Source organism: Marinifilum breve (assembly GCF_003202155.1).
Lineage (GTDB): Bacteria > Bacteroidota > Bacteroidia > Bacteroidales > Marinifilaceae > Marinifilum > Marinifilum breve.
Genome location: NZ_QFLI01000006.1, coordinates 229,581 through 248,517 on the forward strand (window position 1 = coordinate 229,581; position 18,937 = coordinate 248,517).

At 36.1% G+C, this 18,937-nt stretch carries 13 protein-coding genes; 7 read left to right on the forward strand and 6 right to left on the reverse strand.

Annotated features, from left to right (window positions below; translation table 11 throughout):
• Window positions 1–88: 88 nt before the first annotated feature.
• The 3 genes from DF185_RS14670 to DF185_RS14680 all read left to right on the forward strand — a co-directional run bounded on the left by DF185_RS14670 (window position 89) and on the right by DF185_RS14680 (window position 2,903).
• Window positions 89–1,453, forward strand: coding sequence for an MFS transporter (locus DF185_RS14670; protein WP_165836040.1), 1,365 nt, complete (start codon window positions 89–91; stop codon window positions 1,451–1,453).
• Window positions 1,454–1,660: 207 nt separating this feature from the next.
• Entirely contained in the window at window positions 1,661–2,296 is a 636-nt protein-coding gene (locus tag DF185_RS14675; protein WP_133250046.1) for a hypothetical protein, read from the forward strand.
• A 70-nt stretch (window positions 2,297–2,366) separates the two neighbouring features.
• Window positions 2,367–2,903: a DUF6515 family protein gene (locus DF185_RS14680; RefSeq protein WP_110361513.1), complete on the forward strand. Its 537-nt coding sequence runs from the start codon at window positions 2,367–2,369 to the stop codon at window positions 2,901–2,903.
• 47 nt (window positions 2,904–2,950) lie between these two features.
• Here the strand turns inward: DF185_RS14680 and DF185_RS14685 are convergent, their stop codons facing one another.
• The 6 genes from DF185_RS14685 to DF185_RS14710 all read right to left on the reverse strand — a co-directional run bounded on the left by DF185_RS14685 (window position 2,951) and on the right by DF185_RS14710 (window position 10,968).
• Window positions 2,951–4,222 (reverse strand): adenylosuccinate synthase, encoded by a 1,272-nt coding sequence (locus DF185_RS14685; RefSeq protein ID WP_110361514.1) that lies wholly within the window; start codon window positions 4,220–4,222, stop codon window positions 2,951–2,953.
• A 247-nt stretch (window positions 4,223–4,469) separates the two neighbouring features.
• Window positions 4,470–4,928: a Fur family transcriptional regulator gene (locus DF185_RS14690; RefSeq protein WP_054714678.1), complete on the reverse strand. Its 459-nt coding sequence runs from the start codon at window positions 4,926–4,928 to the stop codon at window positions 4,470–4,472.
• Between the two features lie 100 nt (window positions 4,929–5,028).
• The gene (locus DF185_RS14695; RefSeq protein WP_110361515.1) at window positions 5,029–7,290 is read right to left on the reverse strand and encodes a RelA/SpoT family protein; all 2,262 of its coding nucleotides are present in this window, start codon (window positions 7,288–7,290) and stop codon (window positions 5,029–5,031) included.
• A 184-nt stretch (window positions 7,291–7,474) separates the two neighbouring features.
• Complete coding sequence (locus DF185_RS14700; RefSeq protein ID WP_110361516.1) at window positions 7,475–8,779, reverse strand: M16 family metallopeptidase; 1,305 nt, start codon at window positions 8,777–8,779, stop codon at window positions 7,475–7,477.
• 2 nt (window positions 8,780–8,781) lie between these two features.
• On the reverse strand, window positions 8,782–10,020 hold the full coding sequence (locus DF185_RS14705; RefSeq protein ID WP_110361517.1) for a M16 family metallopeptidase: 1,239 nt from the start codon (window positions 10,018–10,020) through the stop codon (window positions 8,782–8,784).
• Complete coding sequence (locus tag DF185_RS14710) at window positions 10,021–10,968, reverse strand: NAD(P)H-dependent flavin oxidoreductase (protein ID WP_110361518.1); 948 nt, start codon at window positions 10,966–10,968, stop codon at window positions 10,021–10,023.
• 341 nt (window positions 10,969–11,309) lie between these two features.
• On the opposite strand from DF185_RS14710, the gene DF185_RS14715 reads away from it, so the two are divergent.
• The 4 genes from DF185_RS14715 (at window position 11,310) to DF185_RS14730 (ending at window position 18,812) form a co-directional block, all read left to right on the forward strand.
• The gene (locus DF185_RS14715) at window positions 11,310–13,085 is read left to right on the forward strand and encodes a chloride channel protein (RefSeq protein ID WP_243421780.1); all 1,776 of its coding nucleotides are present in this window, start codon (window positions 11,310–11,312) and stop codon (window positions 13,083–13,085) included.
• Window positions 13,086–13,422: 337 nt separating this feature from the next.
• Window positions 13,423–15,198, forward strand: a complete 1,776-nt coding sequence (locus DF185_RS14720; RefSeq protein ID WP_110361520.1) for a chloride channel protein — start codon at window positions 13,423–13,425, stop codon at window positions 15,196–15,198.
• A gap of 411 nt (window positions 15,199–15,609) precedes the next feature.
• Complete coding sequence (gene hutG / locus DF185_RS14725) at window positions 15,610–16,620, forward strand: formimidoylglutamase (RefSeq protein ID WP_110361521.1); 1,011 nt, start codon at window positions 15,610–15,612, stop codon at window positions 16,618–16,620.
• 416 nt (window positions 16,621–17,036) lie between these two features.
• Window positions 17,037–18,812, forward strand: coding sequence for a chloride channel protein (locus DF185_RS14730; protein WP_165836041.1), 1,776 nt, complete (start codon window positions 17,037–17,039; stop codon window positions 18,810–18,812).
• The last annotated feature ends 125 nt before the right edge of the window (window positions 18,813–18,937 follow it).

Genomic DNA, 18,937 nt, shown 5'->3' on the forward strand with positions numbered 1-18,937 from the left:
TAATACCTCAATCTAAGGTAGACTATTTATTATGCCATCTGAAAAAGCTTTTGTATTTTCGGTGCTTCTTATAACTAACACTAAACTAATGAATACAGAAGCTTTAAAAACCTCCTTGCGAGATAATCCTTTTACTCGTTGGGCAATGTTGCTTACAGTCGGATTTGTTCTGGCAGCAAATTATTATTTCTATGATGCTTTATCGCCATTAAAATCAACCCTAACCAAAGAATTCGGCTTTACCAGTACCGATTTTGGTTTGTTTGTATCGGTATATTCTATTCCTAATGTGTTCTTCCTAATGGCCGTTATGGGGGGAATCATTCTTGATAAATTGGGCATTCGAAGAACCGGTTTCATGTTTATTGCCTTTATGACATTAGGTGCCTTGGTAACAGCCTATGGAGCCAGTGATATGTATCGAAATAATGGTTTAGGTTATGCTTTTATGTCTTCTTTCATGCCTGGATATTCACCAGAATTGAAGATGATGCTTTTGGGTAGATTCTTATTTGGCTTAGGAGCGGAAACCAGTATTGTTGTAATTAGTAAAATCATTGTAAAATGGTTTAAAGGAAAAGAGTTAGCATTGGCTTTTGGTGTAAAACTTGGATTAGCTAGAACAGGCTCGTTCCTTGCATTTAACCTTTCTCCAATTTTAATTGAGGCTGAAGCAGGGTGGACAGTGGCAACATGGTTTGCTGCATTCTTTGTTACTTCTGCGTTGCTGGTATTCTTGATCTATATGATGTTCGATTTAAAATTAGATAGACAAGTGGAGCACGGTGGTTTACTATCGAAAAGTGAAGAGTTTCAATTTTCTGATCTTACCAAACTATTAATGAATCGCTCATTTATCTATGTTACATTATTGTGTTTAACCTTCTATTCTGCAGTGTTTCCATTTCTCTCTTTTTCAGCTGATTTCTTCCTGAATAAGTTTGGTATGAGTATAAAGGAAAGTGGTTTTATTTCCTCGTTACTTCCGGTGGGAACAATGATATTTACACCACTGTTTGGTTTTTTTGTAGATAAATACGGGAAGGCCGCATCCTTAATGATTTACGGATCTTTAATCTTAGTAACCGTTCATTTGATATTTGCATTTACAGGATTAACACCATATGTAATGATGGTGATTTTGGGGGTTGCATTCTCTTTAGTTCCTGCAGCTATGTGGCCTTCGGTAGCTAAAATGGTTGATGAAACACGTATTGGCTCAGCATATGGCTTCATGTTCTCAGTGCAGAATTTAGGTCTTTGGGCCTTCCCAATTCTGGCAGGTGTGGTTTTGGATGGAACTAATCCTGAAGGAACATCACAGTTGGATTATACCTATACGATGTTGATGTTTGCCTGCTTGGGTGTTTTTGGATTATTGTTTGCTTTATTGTTGAAGCGAGAGGATAAAGTATCGGGTTATGGTTTAGAATTACCTTCAAATAGTAAATAGAGATATTTCAATATAGAATAACAGAGCTGTCAATGATTTGGCAGCTTTTTTTGTGTCTGAAAATTAGTGTATTGAATAAAATATTATCGAAAAACCTGGATTTTAAGTAGGGTGATCTTCTATTTCGTCGTTTTATTAGTAGACAAAACTTAAAACTACTCGCAACCTTTTTATTAACGATGCATCTGTAAAATAAAAAATTGCCTTATGAATTTACGACTATTTTATGCTGGAATAACACTATTATTTTGGGTTTCATGTTCTACTGTATCGAATACAGCAAGAATGAGTAATAATCAAGGGATTCACCAAAACTCCAATAATCAAATAAGTATGCAGTTTTCAGGAAATGACGATTGTTGTGTTGAAATGAAGAACTGCGAGGGAATATGGAATCGAGATGATAACACAATCTACCTGACAGGATTAATTGCAGACAGTGATTGTATGGATACGGCCGAAGAAATTAGTATTGGAGTGCAAGGAGTAGACCTGAATAGTATTAAGTTTCCGCATGTAGTTTGTGGTGAATTTGATGAGTCGGGGTATATATCTTGGTATAATGAAGAGGAAGTGCAAAGAGAAAGAAATTTTTGTAACAAGACTGGTGTTTGTGAATACCAGGGTGATGTGAAAAAAGACAAAATTAAGCTCACATTAACTGGGTTTGAAAACAATGTATTATACGGAAATTTTGAGGGGCGAATTTTTCTAAAGGGGACTGGTAAGTTGAAATTTGTGAAGACAAGTGAATATAAGGATATCAGTAATGGGACTTTTAGTGTTAACCTAACTAAAGAGCAGTTTAAAAAGCGAAACAATTATTTGGTCGATAAACGATAACAAATGGTTTAAATCACCCGGGAATAATTATTGAATTGATTTTATCGAGCAGTCTACAAAAGGAAGGATTATGAAGAATTTGATAAAGATATTGGCTGTTGTATTCCTTTTATCGGGTGGTATGCTGATTCCTGATAAGGTACAGGCTAAGCAAGTTTATAAAAAAGTAGTAGTAAAGCATAAGAGATACAAACGATATCCTGCAAAAGGAACACATGTTTTGTATGTGAATTCTGCCAAAAGAATCAAGCATAACAAAGGTGTATTTTATCATGCAAATGGAATCTATTATAAAAAATCAACCCGCGGATACAAGATTGTTGCTGCACCAGTTGGAAATAGGGTTAAGGTGCTACCTGCAAAGCACGTTCGAATTGTATTAAATGGTCGTAATTATTTCTACCATTACGGCACCTATTACATTGCGATAGGGAAAAGGTATGAAATTGTTACGCCTCCTGTTGGCATCCAAGTAGACGATTTGCCCAATGGATACAAATTGATTTCGAAAAATGGTAGAACATTTTATGTGGTCGATGGAGTGTTTTACAAACGTGTTATTTTAAAAAATGGCGCAAGGGTATTCCAGGTTGTACGTGTAGTATAAAAAAATCCCGCTTTTAAGCGGGATTTTCTATGTAATATATGTTGATCTTAGTCAATCATTCTGTCGATTGTTTGTGCTCTGTTAGGACCTACCGAAACAACTTTTACAGGAACACCTGTTTCTTTCTCAATGAAATCAATATACGCATTAAATTCTTCTGGGAATTCATTTTCATGAGTCATAGCAGTCATGTCAGTTTTCCATCCTTTAAATTCAGTGTAAACTGGCTCAATATCTTCAGTCATTTCGTAAGGAACGTGTGCTACTTCCTGACCATTTACTTTGTATGAAGTACAGATTTTAACGGATTCAAAGTCATCCATAACATCTGATTTCATCATGGTTAATTCAGTAACTCCATTAATCATGATAGAATACTTCAGCGATACTAAATCTAACCAACCACAACGTCTTGGACGACCAGTTGTAGAACCGTACTCGTTACCATTGTCTCTTAATTTTTGTCCATCTTCGTCGAACAATTCAGTTGGGAATGGTCCCATACCTACACGAGTACAATATGCTTTAAAAATACCGATAACATTACCAATTCTGTTAGGAGCAACACCTAAACCAGTACAAGCACCAGCACATACCGTGTTCGAAGATGTTACAAATGGGTATGAACCAAAATCAATATCCAATAAAGTACCTTGAGCACCTTCCGCAAGGATTGATTTGTCCTCTTTTAATGCATCGTTTAGAAATTGTTCGCTATCGATGTGTTGGAATTCGCTAAGAACTTTAATTCCTTCGAACCATTCAGCTTCGTACTCAGCAATATCATAGTCGAACTCGTAGAATTTATCAAGCATCTGACGGTGCTTAGCAACCAAAAGTTCGTATTTTTCTTTAAAATTACTGTTAATATCACCAACTCTTAAACCGTTTCTGCCAGTTTTGTCCATATAAGTTGGGCCAATACCTTTAAGAGTAGAACCAATTTTTGATTTTCCTTTGGCAGCTTCCGAAGCAGCATCAAGAATACGATGAGATGGTAAAATTAAATGTGCTTTCTTAGAAATGAATAGTGATTTAGACAAATCAATACCCAATCCTTTAATTCCTTCAATCTCTTTTTTAAAGATTACAGGATCAATAACAACACCATTACCAATTACATTGATTTTATCATCACGGAAAATACCAGAAGGAATAGTGTGTAAAACGTGTTTTATCTCATTAAATTCTAAGGTATGTCCTGCATTTGGTCCACCCTGAAAACGGGTAATTAAATCGTACTTTGGGGTCAGTACATCCACAACTTTTCCTTTACCTTCATCTCCCCACTGGAGGCCTAAAAGCACATCAACTTTCATTTTGTCTAATAATTTGATTTAAATCTTATAATCTAATTTACCGGACCGAATTGTTATTTTTTCGGATTTATAAAAACGGTTCGGATTTGATGTTAAATCTTGAAGGATGGTTACAAGTTTTAACAGTCAAAGGTAGTAATTATTTTGATATAACTTTGAAGAAAATTCAGCTTGTTGATAAAATGTGCAGATACAAAAAAACCTCTTATTTAAAGAGGTTTTTAGGGAAATATGATTGTTGATAATTCTAGTTGTTTTCTAGTTTTCTACATTCCTGACAAGTTCCGTATATGTATAAAGAGTGGTGTGAAACCTTGAAGTCCATATCGTCAGATACGTTTCTCCTTACATCATCAAGTCTTGTATCGCAGAATTCTAATACTTTTCCACAACGAGTACAAATTAAGTGATCGTGCTTATTGCTATCGTAAGCTTTTTCGAATTGAGCAATATTTTTACCAAATTGATGTTTGATTACCAACTTGCAATCTAGAAGCAAATCTATAGTATTATAAAGAGTTGCTCTACTTACACGATAATTTTTGTTTTTCATAAATATGTAAAGAGACTCAATGTCGAAATGCCCTTCACGTGAGTAGATTTCATCTAAAATAGCATATCTTTCAGGTGTTTTTCGATGTCCCTTTTTCTGAAGATATTCGGTAAACATCTTCTTCACAATTTCTTTGGTGTCCTCGTTGCTCATATCTTAAAAATAACCTAGGTGTTATCTAATCTAATTTAAAATAATGGTCTAAAATAGTAATTTTTTTTAGAATTAAAACCTTATTTAGAATAAATTTTATCTAGGAATATTCTTCGATGTTTTCTATACGTTTCACGTTATCAAGGCCTTTGATCTTAATCAATTTCACGATAAGGTTGTTAAGGTCTTCTGTATTGTGTACGTATAGGTGAATCAGTCCTTCGAAAACTCCATCGTGACTTTCGAAGTGAAGTGATCTCATGTTTACATCATGATCTTTAGATATAATATTGGTTACCTCGTTCACAATTCCAATCTTATCAATACCTGAAAGTTCGATAACAGCAAGGAACGACATTAACCTGTGACTAGTCCAGTCCGCAGCTAAGATTCGATCTCCCTGACTTGACATCAGTTTCAAGGCATTCGGGCATTTGCGCTTGTGAATGGTTACATTATTGGCCATATCTAAATAACCGAGAACCTCGTCACCGGGAATAGGTTTACAGCAAGTCGCAATTTTGTAAGACTCATTGGCAGCCATTTCGCTAAGCATGAAAGTTTTCTTCTTATCAATGGTTGGCTTCTCGTCTTCAACTACTTCTTCTACAGTTTCTTCTTCCTCTTTGGTTTCTTTCTTGTCGCGGTCTCCAAAAAAGTTAAGTCTCCAGTATTTAATGAACTTACTTCGTGATTTTCTGCGAACAATAGCTTCTATTTCGTTGATATCGATTTTGCCCACACCAACTTTATAGAATAATTCTTCCTTACCAGATAGCTTATAATGTTCAAGCATTTTACGCAAGGCTTTCGCGTTTAGCTGAAGTCCAACCTCTAAAAGTTGATCTTCCACCATTCTTGCACCCTTGCTTGTATATTCTTTCCGTTCTTTTTTAAAGGCTGCCTTTATTTTTGACTTGGCTTTTGCGGTAACCACAAATTCGGTCCACTCATGTTTTGGAGATTGCTTTTCAGAGGTAAGGATTTCTACTTGGTCACCACTTTTTAATACATGGCTAAGTGGAACCAATCGATGATTTACCTTTGCACCGATGCATTGGTTGCCAATATCGGTATGGATTTCGTATGCAAAGTCCAGTGTGGTAGCATTTTTAGGTAAAGTTTTAATATGACCTTTAGGTGTAAAAACTTGAATTTCCTGTGAGAACAAATTCAGTTTGAATTCATCCAAAAATGCCATTGCATCTGCTTCCGGATTATCGAGAATTTCCCTTACATCCTTAAGCCATTTATCAAGTTCCGAATCGCCGGAGCCGTTGGTATTGTATTTTGAATGAACTGCAAAACCTTTTTCTGCAATATCGTCCATTCGTTCTGTTCTAATCTGAAATTCAACCCAATTTCCTTGAGGTCCCATTGCAGTAACATGCAATGCTTCGTAACCATTTGCTTTAGGAGTACTAACCCAGTCTCTAATGCGTTCGGGTTTTGGTTTATAGATATCAGTAATTAGAGAGTAAATATTCCAACATTGGTTTTTTTCAGGAATGCCTTCTTCAGGTTTAAAAACTACACGAACCGAAACCAAATCATAAATTTCCTCTACGCTAACATTCTGAGTTTGCATTTTGGTCCAAATGGAATAAATGGAGCGGGGGCGATTTTTTATGGAACAGCGGATGTTATTGTCTTGGAGTTTTACCTCGATAGGCGCAATAATTCGCTCAATAAGTTTAGCTTGTCTGGCTTCCTGTTCTTTTATCTTCTCATCAATTAAGTTGTAATCATCAGGATGTTCATACTTTAAACTTAGGTTCTCAAGTTCTGTTTTTATTGAGTACAAGCCCATACGATGAGCCAATGGAGCAAAAAGAAAAAGAGTTTCACCTGCAATTTTCATTTGCTTGCGCAATGGCATGGAATTTAAGGTTCGCATGTTGTGCAGGCGATCTGCCATTTTTATCAGAATTACACGTAAATCATCTGATAAGGTGAGAAGCATTTTTCTAAAGTTTTCCGCTTGCATCGATGTCTTTTGATCGAAAACACCCTTAATTTTGGTTAGTCCATCTACTATTTGAGAGACTTTTTCGCCAAACAGATTTTCAATGTCTTCAACGGTATAATCTGTATCTTCTACCACATCGTGAAGTAAAGCGGCAACAATAGATTTTGTACCAAGTCCCATTTCTTTGGCAGCAATATGAGCAACTTCAATAGGATGTAATATATATGGTTCTCCTGATTTTCTTCGCACACCTCTGTGAGCTTTCCAGGCAAATTGGAAAGCCTTCTCAATCATCTTACGACTCTCTTCAGCATGACTTCTTTTACAGTCTTTTAAAAGAGCTTCATAAGCATCAAGCACTAATTGTTTATCTTTTTCGGTTTCAACGTTCATAAATAAACTTGAATTCTATTTTAGTTGTAATCTTTAAATGTAGCGAAATCTAACTATTTTTTAATGCTTTGCTAAGCTTAAAATTGTACTATTTTCTATACAAATCTTCTTTAAAATGTCTTTTAAGCAAGATTGCTGATAATTTATCCTATGATTTAATCGGTTTGTTAAAAAATATATGTTTTTATATTGAACTCCTACAATTATCTGGACCACAAACAACTAATTTAAGATCTTCTTCTTGGAAATAAGTATTTGCAAGAGTTTTGATTTTTTCAGCGTCAACCGTTTTTAATTCTTGTATAAAGTTTTGATAGTAAGAGTTGTCTAATCCAAAAGGCAAATTGCCTTTTAAACTTTCAGAAAGAGCAAAAGGGCTATCAAGATTACGCAACATTTCACCAGAAATGTAATTTTTAACCAAATTCAACTCTTCATCAGATACCAATTCCTCTCTTAATCTTTTAATTTCTTTATAAATTTCATCAATTGCCGCTTTGCAAACATCACTTCCTACCTCCGTTACAATTACAAAGTGTCCGCCTTTTAAATGAGAGATGATAATGGAATTAATTCCATAAGTATATCCTTTATCTTCACGGATATTTTGCATTAGACGTGAACCAAAATATCCACCAAGAATTAGGTTGAACAAATGCAGTGTAGTGTAATCTTTATGCGTTTTGTTAAAAATAGGTCTACCTATACGGATACAAGCTTGAACAGCATCATCTTTGCATACAAAGCTTTTTGTCTCTTCCGATAATTGGATTTCGTGCTTTGCATCCATCAAATTATCTTTCTTAGGCCAAGCATTCTTTCCAAATAGCTTTTCCAGCTTATCAATAACAGATTGATCAACTTTGCCTGCAATGATAATTTTACAGTTATCCGGGATATAATGTGTTTTGTAGAATTCTTTAACCGTATTGATATCTAATTCATCGAACTCCGATTCATCGAAAATATTCGAATAAGGATGATTTTTTCCATAGATCAAACTACTGAACTCATCTTTTGCCAGAACATTTGTTTTTTGATGCTCAATCTGAAATCGCTGTTTCTTATTTAAAAGGATAGTTTCAAATTCCTTTTGTGGAAAAATGGAATCTTTAATTAGGTTTTCGGTTATCTTCAGAGTTTCCGTAAGGTATTTGTTCAAGGTGTACAAACAAACACTTGAATCGTGTTTGGCAGCTGAAAAACCAATGTAAGCTCCATAAAAATCGAACTTTTCTGCAATTTCAGCAGCATTGTACTTGCTGGTTCCCTCGTTAAGCATACTATTGGCCATACTTGCTACGAGCGGAGAGTTTTGATACCATATTCCAGCATCAAAAATGAATTCTATTTTTAATACTTCCTGACTTCCTCCATTTATTACATGTACCGGAATATCATTGCTCAGTGTATATTTTTTATCTCCAAGAATCTCTATACTATCAACAGTTTTATACTCAGGAGCAGTATTTCTATATAATTTTTCCATTCCTATTTTTTTGCGTGATAATATAAAATCGAACAATTCTCTTTTCTAAAAAGCTTTGCTGATGTGTTTAATATATCATCAATGCTTACTTTACGATATTTCTCTACCTCGGTGTTGATCTCATTCGCATCGCCAAGTAGTTCATGTGTAGCAAGGTTCATTGCTTTATTCAAATAGCTGATTTCTGAAAATACCAAACTTGATTCAATCTTGTTTTTAACCTTTTTCAATTCGTAATCAGTAACTTTTTCAGTAGCAATCTTGTTTAGCTCCTCCCAAATGGCAGCTTCGGCTTCTTCAAAGGAAACTCCTTCGCTTAATTTACCAGTTACCAAAAATAGGCCAGGTTCAAAATCGCCAGTAAGATATGCATCAATAGAAGAGAATAAGTTACGTTCTTTGATCAGCTTCTGAAAAATTCTTGATGATTGCCCATTTGATAAAACATCAGAAACCAAATCGGTAGAATAGAATTCATCATCGGTTCTTTTGCCCATGTGGAAAGCCATATAAATTGCATCGAATGGAACTTTGCGTTCTAAATGTAAAGTTCTCAATTCGGTTTGTACAGGCTCATCAGGTAGATTTCGTTCAGCAATTTCCCGACGCTCAATTGGTCCGAACCATTTTTCTGCCAAGCGCTTTACATTCTCTGTTTCTACATTACCCGACACCACAAGTATTGCATTGTTTGGTGCATAGTGCTTGAAGAAGAACTCTTTGACTTCATCCAATTGCACTGTTTCAATCTGCTCAATTGATTTTCCAATTGTTGACCATTGGTATGGATGTTTTTTATATGCCAATGGGCGTAAATGCAACCATACATCACCGTAAGGTTGGTTGAAATATCTTTGTTTAAATTCTTCGATTACAACATTTCGTTGAACCTCCAAGCTTTTCTCACTGAAAGCCAAACTCAGCATTCTGTCTGATTCTAACCAAAAGGCAGTTTCCAGGTTGTCTTTAGGAACAGTAAGGTAATAATTGGTTACATCGTTGCTTGTCCATGCATTGTTGTCTCCACCAACCAATTGTAAAGGCTCGTCGTAATTGGGGATATTTACAGATCCACCGAACATCAAATGCTCAAATAAATGAGCAAAACCTGTTCGTTCAGGATCTTCATCTTTTGAACCAATATTGTATAAAAGGTTAACAGCAGCCATCGGTGTTGTTTCATCCCGATGAACAATTACTCTTAATCCATTTTCAAGTGTAAATTTATCGAATTCTATCATTTAGATATTGAATTTGGCTAAGCCAGTTAATGCTTCCTTGTATTCGGATTTTATCTCACTCACAATTTCTTCTACCGATTGGATTTTTGAAATCAAGGCTGAAACTTGTCCAATTTCCAATTCTCCTTCCTCCAGGTTTCCTTCGAACATGCCTTTCTTAGCACGTCCTTTACCTAGAAGTTCTCTCATTTCTTCTGGGGATGCACCTCTGCATTCAGCATCATTAACTTGCTCAAAGAATTGATTTTTAACCAAGCGGGTTGGAGCCAATTTTTTCAAGGCCAGTTTTGTTCCACCTTCGCCTAATTCAATTACTGATTTTTTAAAATCAATATGAGCTGAAGATTCTTCAGCAACAGCAAAACGAGTTCCCATTTGTACACCATCGGCACCTAGAACCATTGCCGCCACCATACTTTGTCCCGATCCAATTCCGCCGGCTGCTATTACTGGAAGAGTTGTAGCTTTTCTTACCGAAGGGATAAGTGCCATTGTAGTTGTTTCCTCTCTACCATTGTGACCTCCAGCTTCAAAACCTTCAGCAACAATAGCATCAACTCCAGCGTCTTCGCATTTTTTTGCAAAGAATGCGCTTGATACCACATGAACAACAGTTATTCCATGCTCTTTTAAAAATGGCGTCCATTTTTTAGGACTTCCTGCCGATGTGAAAACAATTTTCACTTCTTCTTCTACAATAATGTTCATGATTTTATCCATTTCAGGATATAGCAATGGAACATTTACACCAAACGGTTTAGAAGTGGCAGCTTTTGCTTTTTGAATGTGCTCTTTGAAAGTTTCAGGATGCATCGAACCTGCACCAATTAAACCCAGTCCCCCAGCATTACTTACCGCAGAAGCCAATTTCCAACCCGAACACCAAACCATTCCTCCTTGCACAAGAGGGAACTCTATTCCAAAAAGAGATGTGATTCTATTTGTCATTATATTTTATTCTATTAGTATACAAGCAAAAAAGACACAAGAGCATTGTATTTTTCTTGTGCCTTATTAGATGAATTGTTCGATTGCAAATTTAGAAAAATTCTTGATAAGAATAAGATCTTGAAGTATGATTTTAAGCATATCAGTATTGGTAATGAAGCTTTTTATGAACTTATTCTTTAGACTAATTATAGATATTGATTTCTGATTAAATATTAGTTCGAATTGTGCAAAGGTTCTTGTTTCTTACAATCAATATTACTTTTTTTATGCTCGAAAACATTTAGGGGGATTAGCCATTATCAATCAGGTAGTTTTACTTGGTTTTATAAATTTATAGAGTGAAGAAAAAATCATTATTAGGACGCTTTTTAGTTTGGCGCTTAAAGCATGTAAGCGATCGTCAATTTATCTCATTTATGGCGGTACTTATCGGCATAACATCTGGTATTGCAGCAGTAATTATTAAAAACGCCGTACACTTTATCAGTGAGTTGCTCCAAAATAATTCGTCAGATCAGTATCAGAATATCCTCTATGTGATTTATCCTACTATTGGTATTACGGTTGCCGTTTTATTCATCAAATTTGTGATTCGACGTCCTGTTCGACACGGAATTCCAAATGTTTTGTACAGTATTTCCAAGACCAATGGACAAATTAATCGTCATAACATGTTTTCTTCCATAGTTACCTCCGCATTTACTGTAGGATTTGGTGGATCGGTTGGACTGGAAGGACCAACTGTTGCAACAGGTGCAGCTTTGGGTTCGAATATTGGTAGATTGTTTCACCTAAACTATAAGCAAATTACTTTGCTATTGGGCTGTGCTTGTGCTGGAGCAATGGCCTCTATTTTTAAAGCTCCAATTGCTGCAATTGTATTTGCAATGGAAGTAATTATGCTTGACCTAACCATGTGGTCTTTGGTGCCACTCTTGCTTTCATCGGCATCAGCTGTTCTAACTTCTTATTTCTTCTTGGGTATGGATGTTTTATATCCTTTCGAAGTGGAGGAAGGTTTCGTAATGAAAGATTTACCATACTATATTGCACTTGGCATTTTTACAGGATTGATAGCGACCTACTTCACAAAGTCGTACATGTTCATTCATTCAATATTTGATAAAATAGAACATGTATACAAGAAGTTGATTTTTGGTGCATTGGCATTAGGGGTTATTATTTTCTTTTTGCCATCATTATATGGTGAAGGGTACCATGCAATAAATGCATGTCTTTCGGGTGATTATTCATATCTCTACAATAACTCATTTTTCTATGCATTGCAGGATAATTTTTGGGTGTTTGTTGCTTTAATGGCAATGGTCATATTTTTTAAAGTTATTGCAGCATCAATCACATTTGGAGCTGGTGGGGTAGGTGGTATTTTTGCACCAACGTTGTTTATGGGCGTAAACTCGGGAGTTCTTTTTGCAAAAGTTGTTGGTTATTTTGGATTAAGAGATTTACCGGTAAATAACTTTGCCCTGATAGGAATGGCAGGAATGATTGCTGGAGTTTTACATGCACCTTTAACAGGACTTTTCTTGATTGCAGATATTTCTGGAGGTTATCAACTCTTTGTTCCCTTAATGATTACAGCAACCATTTCTTATGCAACGGTTAAAACTTTTGAGCCTCATTCGGTTTATACCATTCAGCTAGCAAAGCGAAAAGAATTAATGACTCACGATAAGGATAAGAATGTACTTTCCCTTATGCGAGTTACCAAGTTGATTGAAAAGAATTTTAGTACCGTTAATTCTGAGGCTACTCTTGGAGATTTGGTTAAAATTATTGCAAAAGCACAACGTAACATCTTTATTGTAATTGATGATGAAAACAATTTTGAGGGAATTGTAAAAATGGACGACATACGAGAGATCATGTTCCAACCCGAAAAATATGATAGTGTTTTTGTTCGCGATTTAATGGTAGTGCCGCAGGTAGTAATTCAGCATGATGAATCGATGGCTGATGTTGCCAGGAAATATCAATATTCCGATAAATTTAATTTGGTTGTGCTAAAAGATGGGAAGTATTGTGGATGCGTTTCGCGTGCTCAAATTTTCTCAACTTATCGTCGAATGCTAAAACATTTCTCAGAGGATTAATATTCCCTTAATCAGAATATCCAATTTAGATTGGTTTTAATAACAAACGTTTTCCTAATTACGCCTATTATTCAGAGCTTTAATTAAGCTTGAAAAATCTTTTGAAAAAATCTGGTAAAAAGAGTTTATCGTTTCCAATTATCTATTACATTTGCACTCGATTTTTGAGGGATGTTTAATGATAGTAGTTCATAAGCATTCCAAAATCAGCAAAGTACATAAACGCCGACTAACCGCCTGGTAGTTTTATGTAACTTACCCTAAGGCCGCCTGACTTCTGCAGCCATCCGACCTTTTTAATTTATGTATGTGGAATAGATAATCTTGATTCGGAGCAATGAAGAATAAGAGTTTGCTTTCTCGATTTTTAATTTGGAGAGTGAAAAACATTAAGGAACGACAGTTCGTTTTAATTTTGAGTTTTTTGGTTGGAGTAGTGAGTGGTTTGGCTGCACTTGTACTTAAAAATACAATCCATTTTACACACCATTTTCTAACTCATCGTTTGCATGTAGAGTCTGCCAACTTGTTGTATTTGGCATATCCTGCTGTGGGTATATTATTAACTGTACTGTTCGTAAAATTCTTTGTGAAGGATAACATTGGTCATGGGGTATCAAGAATATTATATGCCATTTCGAAAAAGAATTCACTCATAAAATCACATAACAACTATTCTTCGGTACTTGCAAGTACTTTAACCATTGGTTTTGGTGGATCGGTGGGAGCAGAGGCCCCAGTAGTATTAACAGGTGCATCAATCGGGTCGAATCTTGGAAGAATGTTCCATATGAACCAAAAAATCATTACGCTAATGGTTGGTTGTGGAGCAGCAGGAGCAATTGGAGGAATCTTTAAAGCACCAATGGCTGGAATGGTATTTACTTTGGAAGTATTGATGTTGGATCTAACCATGGCATCTTTAATTCCGCTTTTGATTTCATCAATTACAGGAGCTAGTATTGCTTATTTCTTTATGGGAAAAGGTGTTTTGCTTTCCTATGATGTAACAGAGCCATTCGTAATTGGTAACTTCCCATATTACATTCTTTTGGGTGTATTTGCGGGCTTGGTTTCGCTTTATTTTACTCGATTTTCAATGTATTTGGAAGGGCAGTTTGATAGAATTACCAATTGCTATCGAAAAATGATGGTTGGAGGAATCCTATTGGGGATTCTGATCTTTTTATTTCCTCCTTTGTATGGTGAAGGTTATACCACAATTCAAGCTTTGTTAGATGGAAACCATACCGACTTGGTAAACAATAGTATCTTCTATTTTTTAAAGGATAACTATTGGTTGTTGTTGGGATATGTTGTATTGATTTTAGGATTTAAAGTAATCGCATCAACGGTTACCACAGGCAGTGGTGGTGTTGGAGGTATATTTGCCCCTTCCTTATTTCTTGGTGGAGTTTCAGGTTTTTTTGTAGCCCGATTCATTAACGGCTTTAATTTTGTGAAACTTTCCGAAAGTAATTTCACCTTAATAGGTATGGCAGGAATGATGGCTGGGGTTATGCATGCGCCATTAACTGCAATATTCCTGATTGTGGAAATTACCGGTGGATACGAATTGTTTATCCCAATCATGGTTACAGCAACCATTGCTTACTTAACCATTATGTATTTCGAACCACATTCAATTTACACCAAACGTTTGGCCAAACGTGGTGAATTGATTACTCACAATAAGGATAAAGCTGTTCTTACCTTAATGAAGTTGGGTAAGGTAATCGAGACAGACTTGAAAAAAGTAAGCCCTGATGCCACATTAGGTGAGTTGGTGAAAATTATTTCTCACTCACAAAGAAATATTTTTCCTGTGGTAGATGAAGATGATAAGTTGTTGGGAATTGTTCTTTTGGACGATATTCGACATATCATGTTTAATCCAGAGATGTATGAAGAAACGTATGTAAGAAATTTAATGATAATGCCACCTGCGATACTGGATGCCAATGCTCCGATGGAGAAAGTAATGCGAAGGTTTGAAGAAACAGGAGCTTGGAATCTTCCGGTTACGCAGGACGAAAAATATTTGGGATTTGTATCCAAAGCCAAAATCTTCAATGTTTATCGAAGGGTTTTGGTACATTTTTCAGATGAATAATAGTTTTATTTTAGGTTAGGTAAAAAGCTCGCTCGTAATTGGGTGAGCTTTTTTATTTTAGCTAATAGCTTACAGCAGTCAGCTATCAGCAAGTTTACGACTTACAACAAATAGGGAGTTAGTTTGAGAGTTTATGGAGTTTATTGAAAAGTTTGGGTATGTATAGTGTTAGTATTTAAGATTGTAGAGCGATGTGAGTCTATGAACTCTTTTGAACTTTACATTTTTGTAAATAGGCGTGAAAATGGCTTGTATAAATTATTAATAATTTTTTGAAATAAAACTGAGAGCTGAAGGCTGGAAGCTTGCATATAATTGTACTTGCATAATGATTTTTATCTCAATCTAATGAAGTGTTTTAAAATGCTAATACAGTTTAATACTTACCTTTGCAGCAATAAACTATTAATCATGAACAACAAACATTATAAAACCATCGATCCGGATATTTGGAAGGGAAGGATAGATGATGAGGAGGATTACGATGCTTTTCGTTGGCATCAAATTGTAAATTCAATTGACTTACTTGATTCACAAGAGAGAACTTTAAACGGCTTTGGTTTATTGGGTTTTTGTTGCGACAAAGGAGTACAAAGAAACCTTGGAAGAAAAGGTACTTCAAAAGCCCCAAACAGTATCAGAAAAGAAATGGCAAACCTGCCTTGCTCATTTCCGCAAGGAACTAATATTTACGATTGCGGGAATATTGTAAGCAATGGAGTCGAATTGGAGGAGGTACAAAGTTTATTATCCGATGCAGTTTACAGAATGATAAAAATGGGACTGTTTCCTTTGATTTTAGGAGGAGGACACGAAATTGCCTATGGACATTATTTGGGGATAGAAAGATATTTGGCAGAGCAAGAAAATCAGGACTTAGGAATATTCAATTTGGATGCGCATTTTGATATGCGTCCGTATCAAAAGGGTGCAAGTTCGGGAACCATGTTTGCACAGATTGCTGACCGCTGTAAAGAGAATGGAAAAGATTTTCGTTACATGGTTGCTGGTATCCAACAATATGGCAACACAGTGAGTCTGTTTAAAAAAGCTGATGATTTGGGGGTAAAATACCTAATGGCAAAAGATATTTCCAATGACAGTATGTTTGCCGTAGGACAAGATATTGTTCGATTTACCAAGAAGCAAAGAAAGATCTACATGACTCTTTGTTCAGATGTAATATCATCGGCCTATGCACCAGGAGTAAGTGCGCCACAGCCATTTGGTTTGCATCCCGAAATTATTGTGAAACTGATTAAAACCGTAATTCAATCAGGCAAAGTAATTAGTTTCGATATTGCCGAAGTTTCGCCTCGTTTCGATGAAGACAATCGTACCTCGAAATTGGCTGCCATTATTGCTTTTGCAGTGATTAATGCGGTGGTTGAGTTTGGATCCGCTTCGGATTGTATTTGTTAGAGAAGATATTTTAATGTATGTGTTACTTGTTAGGCATTTAGAAAATGTATGACAAGTTTAAAACCTTCTGGAAGCCCCGCGCAGGCTAGGCTAAAATGCGCAGCGCGGCTAAAATAAGCGCAGCACAGTAAAAAATGGTACAGCGCAGGTTAAAAGTCCGCAGCGTGGCAACTTTTTGCGCAGCGCGGCTTAAAAGTGTGCAGATTTGACATGTTTTGCCGCAGCGGACCTCAAAAATACGCAGCGTACTATTTTTTTGCCGCAGCACTTCAAAAAAGTGCGAAGGCCGATATGATTTTTACGCAGCGAGATTTGATATTGAATAAACTTAAGAATTACTGGATAATCTAAGTGTTTTTCGCTTTTATATTCATCATCAAATGGTTAAATTAGGAGCTATAACCCAATTTAACCCTATGGCAAGAACAACCCGCTGGCGCCGATTCTTAATTTGGCGATTAAAACATATCAACAATCAAAACTTCATGTTAATATTAAGTGTATTTGTTGGAGTGGCATCCGGCATGACCGCATTGATATTGAAAACCGCTGTATACCGTGGAAGAGAGTTTTTATTGGAAGGGATTGATTGGGCTTACCAGAATTACTTGTTTTTCTTGTATCCCATGATAGGAGTGGGCTTGACATTGTTGTTTAAGAAATTTATTATTCGTGATTTTGTCAAGCACAATATTACAGCCATTTTGCAAGCCATATCAAAGCGAAATAGCATTGTGAAGTTTCATAAAACCTACTCGTCGGTAATAGGTTCTATTATTACTGCTGGTTTTGGGGGGAGTATTGGATTGGAGTCACCAATTATTTCCTCTGGTGCAGCAATTGGTTCCAATATGGCGAGAAATTTTCATCTGAATTATAAAGAAATCACGGTGATGCTAGCTTGCGGAGCTTCGGGTGCCATTGCTGCGATTTTTAATACCCCCATTGCAGCCATTGTTTTTGCCTTGGAGGTGCTGTTGATTGATCTATCGCGCTTTTCGTTAATCCCACTTTTAATGGCCTCGGTAAGTGGTGCAATTACTACAAAGTTGTTTTTAGATGAGGAGATCCTGATCGAATTTGCCATTAATACACCATTTGCAGCAAGGGATATTCCATTCTTTATTTTACTTGGGATTTTGTCTGGTTTTGTGTCGGTTTATTTTACACGGGTGTTTTTGTGGATCGAAAATAAGTTTGAAGCCATAAAGCTATTGCGGCACCGAATGTTAATTGGAGGATTGGCATTGGGAGTTTTGATATTCTATTTTCCTGCCTTGTATGGTGAGGGATACAATACGGTAAAAGCGCTTATTGGCGGCAGACTAGATGAAGTATTTCGATCGAGTTTATTCGAAAATTACACCGATGTTTGGTATATGGTGGTAATATTTATTGGAGCTATGGTGTTTCTAAAAGTAATTGCTACCTCAATAACATTGGGTGCTGGTGGTATTGGAGGAATATTTGCTCCATCGGTATTTACTGGTGCTATGTTGGGCTTTGTATTTGTTTATTTATACAATCACTTTCAGCTGGGCGAACCATTAGATGCCAACAACTTTACGCTTGTAGGAATGGCTAGTGTGCTAGGAGGTGTTTTACAAGCACCCTTAACAGGGATTTTCCTGATTGCCGAAATTACCAGTGGTTACGAATTAATCGTTCCTTTGATGTTGTCTACAACCATATCATTTATCACTGTAAAGAGTTTGCAGAAAGAGTCGATTGTAACAACTCAGTTGGCCCATAAGGGAGAATTGATTACCCATAATAAGGATAGAGCAGTGCTTACTTTTATGCAGTTATCAAAGGTAATTGAGAAGGATTTGAAGAGCATTAATGAAAATGCTACGCTCGAAGATTTGATTCATGTAATCTCGAAATCGAAGAGGAATATTTACCCTGTATTGACGGAAGAAGGATATTTAATAGGAGTGGTGTTGCTGGATGATGTTCGAGAAATCATGTTTAACAAAGAGATGTACAATACACCTATCAGCAATTTAATGATTATGCCGCCAGCATCTATTTCCTATAAAGATCCAATGGAGCTTGTCTTAAAAAAATTTACCGAAACTGGAGCATGGAATTTACCCGTGATTGATGAAGGAAAATACATAGGTTTTGTTTCCAAATCGAAGTTATTCTCGGCTTATCGTCAGCATTTGGTGAAGATTACGGCTGATTAAATTGGTTAAAAACGCTCTGATATTCCCACTTTAAGTGGGATTATCAGTAGGAATACAAACTGCTCAATATACATTGATAATCTCACTTGGAGTGAGAATATCAAATAAAAATGCCTGACAAAATG